This window comes from Rhizobium sp. UFLA01-1127, assembly GCF_059803845.1.
This window is the reverse complement of the sequence record NZ_JAUQTZ010000071.1, coordinates 1-12830: the sequence shown is the minus strand read 5'-3', so window position 1 is coordinate 12830 and position 12830 is coordinate 1. Positions and strand designations below refer to the sequence as shown.

Sequence of the window (12830 nt, the reverse complement as noted above, 5' to 3'; positions counted from 1 at the left end):
TATATAACACCAATGTCCGCGTTCCTTGTCTATTTCAGGCTGGCCACGTTCAACACAGCCCATTGGAGCAGCATGATCGTCTTGGCGTCATAGATGTCGCCGCTCTCGATCATCGCCAACGCCTCAGACAGGCGCACCTCCAGAACCTCGATATCCTCGTGCTCCTCGGCAAGCCCACCGCCATTGGCGACGCGGTCCGATGTATCGATGACGGCGGCAAAGAAGTGGATGATCTCGGTGATCGAGCCCGGCGAGGTCAGCGCCTTGAAGAGGAAGCGGACATCACGGACTCGAAAACCGGTTTCTTCCATGGCTTCGCGGCGAATGGCTGCGTCCGGGTGGTCGCCATCGAGCAGTCCGGCAGGCACCTCGATCATCCAGGCCGGCTCGCCGATCAATTGGGCCGGCAGGCGGAACTGCCGAACAAGCACCACCGTTTCCCGCTTGGGATCATAAAGCAGAATGCAGGCGGCCGGCGTGCGGTGATAGACCTCGCGCTCCAGGCGGTGCTTTTCGCCCTGCGAATCCGTGTAGTCGAGCTCGAAGCTGCTCAGCCGCGTCCATTGATCCGCCAGCGTCTTTTCACCGGCGATTTCGGCTTTCGCCTTTTCGAATTTGGTCATGCCATATCCTTACGGAGCCATACCTTGTTGTCGTGGACAGCCGCGCCGCCATAGGGCGCGACCGGATCGGCGCCGGTCAGCACATTGATGCCCTCGCCATCGACATGGGCCTTATTCGGCCACAGACCCTCGGCAATCAGAACGCCCGGCTTCACCTCCGTCGTCACGCGCGCATGAATGCGGATATCACCGCGGCCATTGCCGATGCGAACCAGCTCGCCATTGACGATATCGAGCCACTCGGCATCGGCCGGATTGATCATCACTTCGGGACGGCCTTCCTTCTGCCGCGATGTCTTCGTTTCCGAGAAGCTCGAATTCAGGAAGTTGCGCGACGGCGACGTCGCAAGCCGGAACGGATGTTCTGGATCTGCCACCTCGATGACATCGACCTGATCGGGAAACTCCGGCAGTTCGGCATGAGGGCCGAGCAGACCGACGGACGCGGGCGGACGGTTCGGCGCCGGCTGGTTGGCCCAATCCGGACGGAAGTGGAACTTGCCGTCGGGATGGGCAAAGCCCTTGATGAAATGTGCATCCTCGAAGTCAGGCTGACGGTCGAACCATTTATGCTCGAGGAAGTAATCGTAATCCGGCAAGCCGCTTCTCGACAGAACCCTGTCGATCATCTCGCGGGCGGAGAAGCCAAAACCGGGGCGATCCGCGACACCGAGGCGCTTGGCCAATTCTTCGATCACGAAAAGGTTGCTGCGAACGGTCGGTGGCGGCTCGACAAGCTTCGGGCCGAGAAGAATGTGGTTCTGACCGCCGGCGCGATAGATGTCGTCGTGCTCAACGAACATGGTGGCGGGGATGACGATATCGGCCATCTCGGCCGTATCGGTCATGAACTGCTCATGTACGGCGACAAAGAGGTCGGAGCGGGCAAAGCCGCGCTTCACCAGCCGCTGCTCCGGCGCGATGTTCACCGGATTGGTGTTCTGGATCAGCATGGCCGTGACCGGGCCGCGACGGCGCAGCGCCACGGCATCGCCGGTCAAGGCGCGGCCGATCTGCGACTGGTCGATCATTCGGATATCCCTATCCTTCATGGCGCGACCGGTCAGTTCGCTCGCGTCCATACGAAAGATATCGCTGTTCGAATGAAAGGCGCCGCCGCCCTCATATTGCCAGGAGCCGAGGACAGTGGCAATCGACGCCGCCGCGTGCATGGCGATCGCGCCGTTGCGCTGACGGGTAAAGCCATAGCCGAGACGTAAGTAGGTTTTCTTCGTCGTTCCGACGAGCTTTGCGAAGGCTTCGATCTCATCGACCGAAAGGCCGGTGATGTCCGAAGCCCAGGCCGGGGTCTTCGTCTTCAGGTGCTCTTCGAGGCCGGCGGGATCGTCGGCATATTTTGCCATATAGGCGCGGTCGGCATAACCGTCGCGGAAGGCGATGTGCATGACGGCGCAGGCAAGGGCCGCATCGGTGCCCGGCTTGACGATGAGCGCCATATCGGCCTGCTTCATCGTCGGGTTGTCGTAGATATCGACGACGACGATCCTGGCGCCGCGTTCCTTGCGGGACTTCACCGCATGGGTCATGACATTGACTTGGGTCGCCACCGCATTGGTGCCCCAGATGACGACGCAATCGGTGCGGCCCATCTCGCGGGGATCGGGACCGCGCAGCACGCCCGTCGCCATGGTGAAGCCCGTCCAAGCCGGATTGGTGCAGATCGACGAGAAGAAGCCGGAATAGCGCTTGGCGTGACGCAGCCGCTCGATGGAATCGCGCTGCACCCAGCCCATCGTGCCGGCGTAGAAATAAGGCCAGATCGCCTCGCTGCCATCCTTCGCTTCCGCCTTTACAAAGGCTTCGGCGATCTCGTCCAGCGCAGCGTCCCAGGAAAGTTCCTGCCAGCGCCCCTCGCCCTTGGCGCCGGCGCGGCGCAGTGGCTTCATCAGCCGATCGGGGTGATAGAGCCGCTCGGCATAGCGCGCCACCTTGGCGCAGATGACGCCGGACGTGTAGGAATGATCGTTGGCGCCGCGAACCCGGCCGATCCTGCCGTCCTCGGTCAGATCGACCTCGAGCGCGCAGGTAGAGGGACAGTCGTGCGGACAGGCGGTGTGGCCGATGCGCGATTTGGCTTGGATGGGGGTCGCAATGTTCATGATGTTTGTATATTTCAAGCGATGTCCGGCCACTAGAGACAATCCGGCCCATCTCAACAATTCATGCGGACTTCACCGACGATGAACTATCGGCACATCTACCACGCGGGCAATTTTGCCGATGTCTTGAAACACGCTATCCTCGCGCGCCTCGTCCGCTACATGCAGAACAAGGATAAAGCGTTTCGCGTCCTCGACACGCATGCCGGTATCGGCCTTTACGATCTCTCGTCAGAAGAAGCTCAGAAGACGGGCGAGTGGCGCGACGGCATCGGCAGGGTGCTGGAAACGGAACTCGTGCCGCAGGTGGCCGAGCTGCTGGAGCCCTATCTTGCCGCCATCCGCGAGCTGAACCCCGAAGGCGGCATCAGGCTCTATCCCGGCTCGCCGAAGCTTGCCCGCATGCTGTTCCGCCCACAGGACCGGCTTTCGGCCATGGAGCTGCATCCCGACGATTTTCAGCGGCTTCACCGGCTGTTCGAGGGCGATCATCACGTACGCATCACCGAGCTGGACGGCTGGCTGGCGCTCGGCGCGCATCTGCCGCCAAAGGAAAAGCGCGGGATCGTGCTCGTCGATCCGCCTTTCGAAGAGGAAGGCGAATATGAACGCCTGATCGACGGCCTGGCAAAAGCCTGGCGCCGCTTCCCCGGGGGCACCTATTGCCTCTGGTATCCGATCAAGAAGGACGCGCCGATCAAAGCGTTTCACGAGGCGCTGCAGGCGCTGGACATTCCGAAGATGCTGTGCGCCGAGCTGAGCGTCAAAAGCGACCGCGGCTTTACCGGACTGACCGGCTCCGGCCTCATCATCGTCAACCCGCCCTTCACGCTGAAAGATGAATTGCATGCACTGCTGCCGGCCTTGAAGGATATTCTGGCGCAGGACCGTTTCGCCTCGCAGCGCGCCTTCTGGCTGCGCGGCGAACATTGAGACTTTTCACATGCATATCCCACAGGTGATTTCATGAGACTTCTTTGCTCGTCCACCTCCCCCTTCTCCAGCAAGGTGCGCATGGCCGCTCGCCATCTCGGCATCAAGCTCGAGGAAATCCATGTCGACACGAATGCGGGTCCGACACTTCTCATCGACAACAATCCGCTCGGCAAGATCCCGACATTGCTCACGGGCGATGGCGAAGCCATTTTCGACAGCCGCGCCATCATGCATTATTTCGATCGGCAGGAAGGCGGGCTCTATCCTTCGAAGAAGGGCAAGCGTACCGAGATCGAGGTTCTGGAAGCGCTGATCGACGGCACCAACGAGTGCCTTCTGTCGATCGTCTACGAGCGCCGCTTTCGCGAAATGGAAAAGCAGCACCAGCCCTGGATCGACCGGCAGTGGACAAAGGTGAGCCGCGCCCTCACCCATCTCGATGCCGAACCGCCGAAGATCGGCAAGAAGCTGCATGGTGGCCATTTCGCCCTTGCCGCCCTCATCGGCTACCTGCAGCTTCGCTTCGAAGGCCAATGGGAAGCCGACCATGCGGGGCTGATCGACTGGGCGCGCAAGTTCGAGAAACACTTTCCGGACTATCCGGGGATGAAGCCGCAGGGTTGATTTCGCCGGCCCGGCAGCGGTCGGCGGCATAGAGCATTTCCGCTTTTCTTCGAATCGCGAAAACGCTCTATCTCCCTGTTTCCAAACGCATTCCGGACGGAAAACCGCTACGCACTTTTCCTGGAAATGCTTATCTCATGCGGCGCGATTTTAACGACGCAGACAAAAAAGCCGGGGCGCAAACCCCGGCTTCTTCGTCAGACTATGCTATCAAATTATCAGAACTTGACGCCGATACCGACCTTGACGCTCTGCTCGTCGAAGCCACGCGAGAAGCTGCCGGAGTCGAGGTTGAAGGTCTTCTTGCCGTAGTCGGTGTAACGGTATTCGAGGCGAGCCGTGATGTTGTTGGTGATGAAGGTTTCAGCACCTGCACCGACCGTGTAACCTACAGCCGTCTTGCTTTCAGACGAGGTAGCGTCTTCGAGCTTGTTCTGGCCGATTGCCAGACCGGCCGTGCCGTACAGCATGAACGGGTTGAAGTCGTAACCGAGACGACCGCGAACCGAGCCGTTGACACCGTTCTTGGTGGTCAAGCCGTTACGGCTGGTTTCGGAGTCGGCATAACCCAGGTCGCCTTCGATACCGTATACGATCTGGCCCTGCTGCCAGTTGTAACCGGTGAAGGCACCACCGCCGAAGGCATAGGTGTTGCCGGTGCGGTTGAAGTGACCAGCGTTCCAGTCGCCTTCGCCACCGATGTAGAAGCCGGACCAGTTGTTGACGGCCGGAGGTGCTTCCTGGGCGACGGGCGGCTGCGGAACCTGCTCAACAGCGTCAGCGGCGTGGGCTGCGGTAAAGCCGCCGAGAGCGAAAGCGGAAACCATGAGGGTGGTGACAAGAGTACGCATACTTTTCTCCTTTCAGGCCCGTGTGCCTCGCTTACTGTCCTTGACTTCGAAGCGCCACGAGCAATTAAAACATATCCCTCCCGGATCGATGCTGAAATTGGATGGCAAATGAGGAATTGGAAGAGCCAAAATATGATATCATTGTGGCACAGGCATGGCTGAATTTCGATGTTGCTTCACCGCAACAGATGAATTATTAACCATAATCATTGGTTAAACCATGTATACTTATTTTTATCTAAATATATTTCAAGTTTTACATAGGGTACCTCAAGAGCGCCATTCGATCGCACATCTTTTCATATGGTGTATCGACGCCCTATATGATCGTCGATCGGGTAACCACGAGAAAAAGGCGAGATCTTGAGCCAGGAAAAACTACGCACCGCCTTGATAACAGGCGCTTCCAAAAGAATAGGCCGGGCAATAGCCGAGGATCTGTCTGCCCATGGGTTCGCGGTTGCGCTGCATGCCAACCAATCCCTCGCCGAAGCCTCGGAAATCGTGGCGGAATTGCGGCAAAAGGGCCGGAAGGCAATTGCGATCAAGGCGGATCTGCAGGATTTGGACGAGACCTCAACCCTTGTCGAAAGAGCCGCGGCAGAGCTCGGGCCGCTTGATCTGCTGGTCAATAATGCATCGGCTTTTCTCGGCGATTCCGCCGACCGTTTCGATGCCGAGGCATTCGACGCGCATTTCGCCCTGCATGTGCGTGCACCTTCGATCCTCGCGGCCGATCTCGTCCGCCTGCTTCCGGAGCCCTATCCCGGCCTGATCGTCAACATGGTCGACCAGAGGGTCTGGGCGCTGAATCCACGCTTCTATTCCTATACGCTGTCGAAGGCAGCGCTTTGGACGGCGACACAGACGATGGCACAGAGTTTCGCCCCTCGCATCCGCGTCAATGCCATCGGTCCCGGCCCGACGGTGCGCAGCGTGCGGCAGAGCGAAGAGGACTTTCAAGCACAGATCGACGGCCTCATATTGAAGGCGGCGCCGGGGCTCGAAGAATTCGGCCGGACCATCCGCTTTCTTTTTGACACGCCCTCGATCACGGGCCAAATGATAGCGCTCGATGGCGGCCAGCATCTTGCCTGGGAAACGCCAGACGTGTCGGAGAGTGCAGAATGAATGGAAGAAAGCTGCCCGATGGCGGCGTTCTCTACGACGAATCAGACGATATCGAAGACGACATCGAGGTGGAAGGCGATGCTGCCGTCTCCCCTGTTGCGCCCGTCGATTGGAACGAGGGCGGAAAAAACGAGACCGGGCTTCGCGGCGCGGAGCTGATCGCCGAATTCGTCAAGCGGCTGCCGAACAGTCCTGGCGTCTACCGCATGTTCAACGAAAGCGGCGATGTGCTCTATGTCGGCAAGGCGCGGAACCTGAAGAAGCGCGTCTCCAACTACGCATTGGGTAAGGTCCATTCCAACCGCATTGCCCGCATGGTGCGCGAAACTGCAAACATGGAGTTCGTCACCACGCGCACGGAGACGGAAGCGCTCCTGCTGGAAGCGAATCTGATCAAGCGTTTGCGGCCGCGCTTTAACGTTCTGCTGCGCGACGACAAATCCTTTCCTTACATACTGATCACCGGCGATCATCGCGCGCCGGCCATCTTCAAGCATCGCGGCGCCCGCGCCCGCAAAGGCGACTATTTCGGGCCGTTCGCTTCCGCCGGCGCCGTCGGCCGCACCATCAATTCACTGCAGCGCGCCTTTCTTATCCGCACCTGCGCCGACAGCGTTTTCGAAACGCGCACGCGTCCCTGTCTGCTCTACCAGATCAAGCGCTGTTCCGGCCCCTGCACGCACGAGATCAGCGATGCAGCTTATGGCGAACTGGTGCAGGAGGCGAAAGACTTCCTTTCGGGCAAGAGCCAGAACGTCAAGGCGCATATGGCCGAGGCGATGAACGCCGCCGCCGGGGATCTGGATTTCGAGCGCGCCGCGATCTTTCGCGACCGGCTTGCCGCACTATCGCATGTGCAGAGCCATCAGGGCATCAATCCAGCCGGCGTCGAAGAGGCCGATGTCTTTGCCATCCACCACGAGGGCGGCATTTCCTGTATCCAGGTCTTCTTCTTCCGCACCGGTCAGAACTGGGGCAACCGCGCCTATTTCCCGAAAGCGGATCCGTCGCTTTCGGGCGCCGAAGTGCTGAACGCGTTCCTGGCGCAATTCTACGACGACAAGCCCGTGCCGCGGCAGATCCTGCTATCGGAGACGGTCGAGGAAATCGAACTGCTGGCCGCGGCGCTCAGCGAGAAGGCCGGCCACAAGGTCTCGATCCTCGTGCCGCAGCGCGGCGAGAAGCGCGATCTGGTCGAGCACGTCATTGCCAATGCCCGCGAGGCGCATGGCCGCAAGCTGGCGGAAACCGCATCGCAATCGCGGCTGCTCGAAGGCTTCAAGGAAACGTTCCAGCTTCCCTATGTGCCGCAGCGCATCGAGATCTATGACAACTCCCATATCATGGGCACGAATGCGGTGGGCGGCATGGTCGTCGCCGGGCCGGAAGGCTTCGTCAAAAACCAGTACCGCAAGTTCAACATCAAATCGACCGACATCACGCCCGGCGACGACTTCGGCATGATGCGCGAGGTCATGACCCGGCGTTTCTCCCGGCTGCTGAAGGAAGAAGGCAAGCCCGATCGCAGCGCTACCGCTGAGGCCTCCGGCGCGGATGCGGCCGACCAGCCGTTCCCTGCCTGGCCCGACATCATCCTCATCGACGGCGGCCAAGGACAGATGACGGCCGTGCGCGCCATTCTCGAGGAGCTCGGGATCACCGACAGCGTCATCGCCATCGGCGTCGCCAAGGGCGTCGACCGCGATGCCGGTCGCGAGCGCTTCTTCGCCCCTTCGCGCGAAAGCTTCACGCTGCCGCCGCGCGATCCCGTGCTCTATTTCATCCAGCGCCTGCGCGATGAAGCCCATCGGTTTGCCATCGGCTCGCATCGCGCCCGGCGCAAGAAGGAAATGGTGAAGAACCCGCTCGACGAGATCGGCGGCATCGGCCCTTCGCGCAAGCGCGCACTGCTTCAGCATTTCGGCACAGCCAAGGCGGTATCCCGCGCCGCCCTCTCCGATCTGATGGCTGTCGAAGGCATTTCCGAAGCCGTAGCACGGCAGGTCTACAACCATTTTCACGAGGACGCCGCGAAATAAGAAAAGCTGGTCGCAAATTCCACGCAATGGCGGTGAAAAAACAGAAACAATATTGACGATAAGGTCGCCAAACCATCATCTAGGATTTGATCCCAAAAAGTGCGAAGCGGTTTTTGGAGAGGATCAAGACAATCAAATGCACGGAGAACGCTGAGAGCCGAAATCGAGCCTCACTGCGATCCGCCGAGACAACAGAAACGAAACGATTTCCATGGCTTCGCGTGCTTACAGCATCCCCAATCTGCTCACCTACGGCCGCATTCTCTGCGTACCACTGATCGTTCTGTGCTTCTTCATCGAGGGTAAGCTGGAAGGCTCCGATTTTGCTCGCTGGGTCGCGCTCTGGATCTTCGTCATCGCCTCGGTCACCGATTTCCTCGACGGCTATCTCGCGCGCATCTGGAACCAGACCTCGAATATCGGCCGCATGCTCGATCCGATCGCGGACAAGCTGCTGGTCTCTGCGATTCTGCTTTTGGTGGCAGCCGACGGCACCATTGCCGGCTGGTCGCTCTGGGCCGCCATCATCATCCTCTGCCGTGAAATCCTCGTATCAGGCCTGCGCGAATATCTGGCGGCTCTGAAGGTCAGCGTTCCAGTGACGCGCATCGCGAAATGGAAGACGACCGCGCAGCTCGTCGCCATCGCCTTCCTGCTGGCTGGGCCGGCGGGCGACAAGGTGCTACCCTATACGACGGAGATGGGCATCGGCCTGCTCTGGATCGCAGCGCTTTTGACCATCTACACCGGCTACGATTATTTCCGTGCCGGGCTGAAGCATGTCGTGGATGAAGAATGATGACCAAGCTCGTCTATTTCGCCTGGGTGCGCGAGCGGATCGGCAAAGCGGAAGAGGAGATTTCTCTTCCCGCCGATGTCGTGACCGTCGGCGATCTCCTGAGTCATTTGAAGGGCTTGGGCGAGGAATACGAGGCGGCACTTCAATTCCCCCAGGCGATCCGCGTCGCAATCAACATGGAGCATGCCGATCACGACGAGCCAATCGCCGGAGCACGGGAGATCGGCCTCTTCCCGCCCATGACGGGAGGGTGAGGAGCGATCGGGCGAAGCCCGAGCAATCGATCCAGTGAATCGATTGAAGCGACGAACGCCCTGAGCAAGAGCGAAGGGCCGAGCGGCTTCGTCAGCCTGTTTGAAAGGTCGATCAAGGAAATTGCGATGATTTCACCATTCGTCAAAGTTCAACGCGAAGATTTCGATCTTCAAACCGAGATCGACCGGCTGACGAACGGACGCCACGATATCGGCGCGGTCGTCACCTTCACCGGGCTTTGCCGCGATGAGGCTGGAACGCTTGGCGCACTCGAACTCGAACATTATCCCGGCATGGCGGAGGCGGAGATCACCCGTATCGCCAATCTCGCCATCAAGCGTTTCGAACTTCTTGGCCTGACCGCCATCCACCGCTACGGCAAGATCGCGCCCAGCGAGAATATTGTGCTCGTCATTGCCGCGGCGCCGCATCGGCAGGCGGCGTTCGACGGCGCCAATTTCGTCATGGATTTCCTGAAGACTTCCGCGCCCTTCTGGAAGAAGGAACACGGCAGGGACGGCGCGGAAGGCGGCTGGGTCTCGGCCAAGGATGCCGATGATGCCGCCCGCGACAAATGGGCCGGCAACAAATAGGCCTCAGGGCACGATCCGCTCCCGCCGGCTCAGCACCAACAAGAGCACCAGCAGCGAGAACATGACGAAGTCGCGCCACAGGAACGGGCCGTAGGCGCCCCACATGGTTTCGGCGAGGCCCAGGAGGGCCGCCCCGCCCGCCGACTTCAGCGGGTCGGAATAGCCGCCGACCGCCGCGATCATCAGCACCTTGAGCCCGAACATCAGCCCTGCCCCGAAATCCATCGTTCCGTAGTAGGATGTGGCCAGCAGGCCGCAGATGGTTGCGACCAGGGCGGAAGCGACATAGGCTAAGAGAAAGACGCGGTTGGCGCTGGCACCGCAGAGCTCGGCGGCCAGAGCATCGTCGGTCACCGCCCGCCAGATGCGGCCCCATCCCGTGAATCTGAGGACATAGGCGCCCGCAAGGATGACAAGGATCATCAGCGCTGTGTTGAGGAGCTGGATCTGGGTGAGCGTCACGCGGAAATCGCCGCTATCCCAGAAGACGACGGTGCCGTTCAGCATGGGAGGCAGCCAGACGCCCCGCGTATTGGAGGCCAATCGCGCAGTTTCCATCAGGGTGATCATCATGCCAAGCGCTGCAACAATGATGGTATTCGGCGATTTTCGCGACAGCGGCAGCATGATCACGCGGCCGACGAGGATGCTGGTGCCAAGCGTATAGCTGACGGCGGCGACAACGCCGAAGGTGAAAGCGGCCGGCAGGATCAGATACATTCTCGTGTAGCCGACATCGGTAAAGAGCACGAGCATCTGGCCGGCAAAGGCGAAAAGCGCGCCGTAAGTGATATCAGCGCGCTTCATGACCCCGAAGGCAATGGAATAGCCGAAAGCCAGTGCCGCATAGAGCGCGGCGAGCGGAACGGCATTCGCCAACTGCTGCAGAAGATAGGCCATCGACCCCTCCGAGGAACAAACAAATAGTAACTGGCAAAATCAATTTTACCAGTTATAATTTTCGCATGAGCTTTTCCTGGACCCCACATCGCTTCTCCGGAGGCGCGCTTGCACTCGATGTCGCCAACAGCGTGATCCTGCGCCACGACGACGAACGGCGGATCGACCGTTTCGAAGCGGCGGGTCAGATGGACAGTTTTCCGAAAGCAGCCGTCAATTTCTGCGCCGAACGGGCGCTCTTCGGCGATATCCTGCCGGTGCGGCGAGAAAACAGGGGCGACTTCATCTCGTTGCGGGAGATGATCGATCGATACTTCCGGGCACGCATTCTCGGCGAGACCGCAGAGCCGCTGCTCGCAGATCTGCTTGCCGCTTTGGCGAAAGTCCTGAAGCGCGCGGCAACCAACGGGCTCGATGCCGCGACGGTGCATTCCACGCTGCGGCTCATCGCCATGCCCGATCCGGAACGGATGAAAATCTGCCGCAACTGCGGCTGGCTCTTCATCGACCGCAGCAAGAACAAAAGCCGAGCCTGGTGCGACATGGCGGTCTGCGGCAACCGAGCCAAGGCCAGCCGGCACTACCGGCGCAAGAAGGAGGAGACTGCGCCATGACAATATCAAGGATCATGCTGATGGCGGCCGGCGCTGGCGTTATCGCCAGCCTTGCACTAGCCGGCTGCCAGAGGAAGGACGATCAAGGTCCGACGGAACTCACCGGCCGCCTTTTCGTGTTCAACTACCGGGTGGCAAGCGCGACCTATATGATCACGCTCAAGAAGATCGCCCCCATTCCCGACGGCACGACGGCGGTTACGGAGTTCGAAAACCCCGCGGGCGGCGATCCGCTTGTCACCCACGAGAAGATCTATTCCTTCTGGGACAAGATCACCCTGGAGAGCCCGGACCTGCGCTGCGTGCGCAAGGACCGCCCGTATTCGGTCTCGATCAGGCTGGTGGATGCGAGCGACAAGACGATCCAGACCATCAAAACGGAGGTCAAATCCGATCTCGATCAGACCGTGCTGCCGACGAGACCGCTCGTCGTCGGCCCGGCTTACACTGCCAATCCGGATATTTTCAAAGGGGACGGCAGTATCGATTACGGGCATGATGCCGCTTGTCCGGCATGAAAGGCAGCGGTAAGGTAGTCCTCTCTCCCCGCTTGCCGGAAGAGGGAGCCTGTTGCGGCAGGCATGAAAAAAGCCGGGATGCGATCCCGGCTTTCATAAGTCATTTCAAATCGTTCAGCGCTTTCGCTGAGAGGCTGATTCAGCCGACGATTTCGGTCTCGGCGAACCAGTAAGCGATTTCGACGGCGGCCGTTTCCGGAGCGTCCGAGCCGTGAACGGAGTTTTCGCCGATCGACAGGGCGAAGGTCTTGCGGATCGTGCCTTCGTCAGCGTTTGCCGGGTTGGTTGCGCCCATGATTTCGCGGTTCTTGAGGATGGCGTTTTCGCCTTCCAGAACCTGAACGATGGTCGGACCGGAGGTCATGCCTTCAACGAGTTCGCCAAAGAACGGACGTTCCTTGTGAACAGCGTAGAAGCCTTCGGCTTCGCGCTTGCTCATCCAGACGCGCTTGGAGGCGATGACGCGCAGGCCGTTGTCTTCAAAAACCTTGGTGATGGCGCCGGTCAGGTTACGCTTCGTCGCATCCGGCTTGATCATCGAAAAAGTACGTTCAATCGCCATGGGTCCGTTCCTTGTAATCAGAGAAAAGTGGGCGGTGTTTACCTGCCCCAAACTCCGAAAACAAGGGGGATCGCCCAATTTCACGCTGCTGTCACAGTCCTCGCGGCCGATTCGCGATACGCGGGACGGTGACGCGGCTGCCCATCGCCGAACTTCGCGATATCATCACCACCACCAATGAAGGAGACGCATATGCTCAGACATTTCAGGATGCTTGCCGACTATAACCGCTGGGCCAATGTTCAGGTCTACAATGCCGCCGCAG

General features: G+C 59.9%; 14 protein-coding genes. 9 read left to right on the top strand and 5 right to left on the bottom strand.

The annotated features are described in order from the left end of the window. Positions 1 to 29 precede the first annotated feature (29 nt). Both Q4Q11_RS18325 and Q4Q11_RS18320 read right to left on the bottom strand, forming a co-directional pair. Entirely contained in the window at positions 30 to 623 is a 594-nt protein-coding gene (locus Q4Q11_RS18325) for an NUDIX domain-containing protein (RefSeq protein ID WP_112506982.1), read from the bottom strand. Next, a complete protein-coding gene (locus Q4Q11_RS18320; protein WP_498570398.1) occupies positions 620 to 2743 on the bottom strand; it encodes a molybdopterin-containing oxidoreductase family protein in 2124 nt (707 codons plus the stop codon). Before Q4Q11_RS18320 ends, Q4Q11_RS18325 begins: the two co-directional genes overlap by 4 nt. 81 nt (positions 2744 to 2824) lie before the next feature. Here Q4Q11_RS18320 and Q4Q11_RS18315 point away from each other — a divergent pair, with 81 nt between their 5' ends. After that, complete coding sequence (locus Q4Q11_RS18315; RefSeq protein WP_498570388.1) at positions 2825 to 3676, top strand: 23S rRNA (adenine(2030)-N(6))-methyltransferase RlmJ; 852 nt, start codon at positions 2825 to 2827, stop codon at positions 3674 to 3676. A gap of 33 nt (positions 3677 to 3709) precedes the next feature. Then, on the top strand, positions 3710 to 4303 hold the full coding sequence (locus tag Q4Q11_RS18310; protein ID WP_112506976.1) for a glutathione S-transferase: 594 nt from the start codon (positions 3710 to 3712) through the stop codon (positions 4301 to 4303). A gap of 218 nt (positions 4304 to 4521) precedes the next feature. Here the strand turns inward: Q4Q11_RS18310 and Q4Q11_RS18305 are convergent, their stop codons facing one another. Then, positions 4522 to 5154 (bottom strand): outer membrane protein, encoded by a 633-nt coding sequence (locus Q4Q11_RS18305; protein ID WP_498570387.1) that lies wholly within the window; start codon positions 5152 to 5154, stop codon positions 4522 to 4524. Between the two features lie 363 nt (positions 5155 to 5517). Here Q4Q11_RS18305 and Q4Q11_RS18300 point away from each other — a divergent pair, with 363 nt between their 5' ends. The 5 genes from Q4Q11_RS18300 to Q4Q11_RS18280 all read left to right on the top strand — a co-directional run bounded on the left by Q4Q11_RS18300 (position 5518) and on the right by Q4Q11_RS18280 (position 9971). Then, a complete protein-coding gene (locus Q4Q11_RS18300; protein WP_498570386.1) occupies positions 5518 to 6285 on the top strand; it encodes an SDR family oxidoreductase in 768 nt (255 codons plus the stop codon). Beyond that, positions 6282 to 8324, top strand: a complete 2043-nt coding sequence (uvrC, locus tag Q4Q11_RS18295) for an excinuclease ABC subunit UvrC (RefSeq protein ID WP_498570385.1) — start codon at positions 6282 to 6284, stop codon at positions 8322 to 8324. The genes Q4Q11_RS18300 and uvrC overlap by 4 nt, the downstream gene beginning before the upstream one ends. 211 nt (positions 8325 to 8535) lie before the next feature. After that, positions 8536 to 9123: a CDP-diacylglycerol--glycerol-3-phosphate 3-phosphatidyltransferase gene (gene pgsA / locus Q4Q11_RS18290; RefSeq protein ID WP_112506968.1), complete on the top strand. Its 588-nt coding sequence runs from the start codon at positions 8536 to 8538 to the stop codon at positions 9121 to 9123. After that, complete coding sequence (moaD, locus tag Q4Q11_RS18285; RefSeq protein WP_004122202.1) at positions 9123 to 9377, top strand: molybdopterin converting factor subunit 1; 255 nt, start codon at positions 9123 to 9125, stop codon at positions 9375 to 9377. The genes pgsA and moaD overlap by 1 nt, the downstream gene beginning before the upstream one ends. A gap of 126 nt (positions 9378 to 9503) precedes the next feature. Continuing rightward, complete coding sequence (locus Q4Q11_RS18280) at positions 9504 to 9971, top strand: molybdenum cofactor biosynthesis protein MoaE (protein ID WP_112506964.1); 468 nt, start codon at positions 9504 to 9506, stop codon at positions 9969 to 9971. Positions 9972 to 9974: 3 nt separating this feature from the next. Here Q4Q11_RS18280 and Q4Q11_RS18275 read toward each other — a convergent pair whose 3' ends face one another. Beyond that, a complete protein-coding gene (locus Q4Q11_RS18275; RefSeq protein ID WP_498570384.1) occupies positions 9975 to 10871 on the bottom strand; it encodes a branched-chain amino acid ABC transporter permease in 897 nt (298 codons plus the stop codon). A gap of 65 nt (positions 10872 to 10936) precedes the next feature. Here Q4Q11_RS18275 and Q4Q11_RS18270 point away from each other — a divergent pair, with 65 nt between their 5' ends. Further along, the gene (locus Q4Q11_RS18270; RefSeq protein WP_112506960.1) at positions 10937 to 11485 is read left to right on the top strand and encodes a CGNR zinc finger domain-containing protein; all 549 of its coding nucleotides are present in this window, start codon (positions 10937 to 10939) and stop codon (positions 11483 to 11485) included. Then, entirely contained in the window at positions 11482 to 12003 is a 522-nt protein-coding gene (locus Q4Q11_RS18265; RefSeq protein ID WP_112506958.1) for a hypothetical protein, read from the top strand. The genes Q4Q11_RS18270 and Q4Q11_RS18265 overlap by 4 nt, the downstream gene beginning before the upstream one ends. Before the next feature lie 139 nt (positions 12004 to 12142). Here Q4Q11_RS18265 and ndk read toward each other — a convergent pair whose 3' ends face one another. Next, on the bottom strand, positions 12143 to 12565 hold the full coding sequence (gene ndk, locus Q4Q11_RS18260; RefSeq protein WP_112506956.1) for a nucleoside-diphosphate kinase: 423 nt from the start codon (positions 12563 to 12565) through the stop codon (positions 12143 to 12145). Between the last annotated feature and the right edge of the window lie 265 nt (positions 12566 to 12830).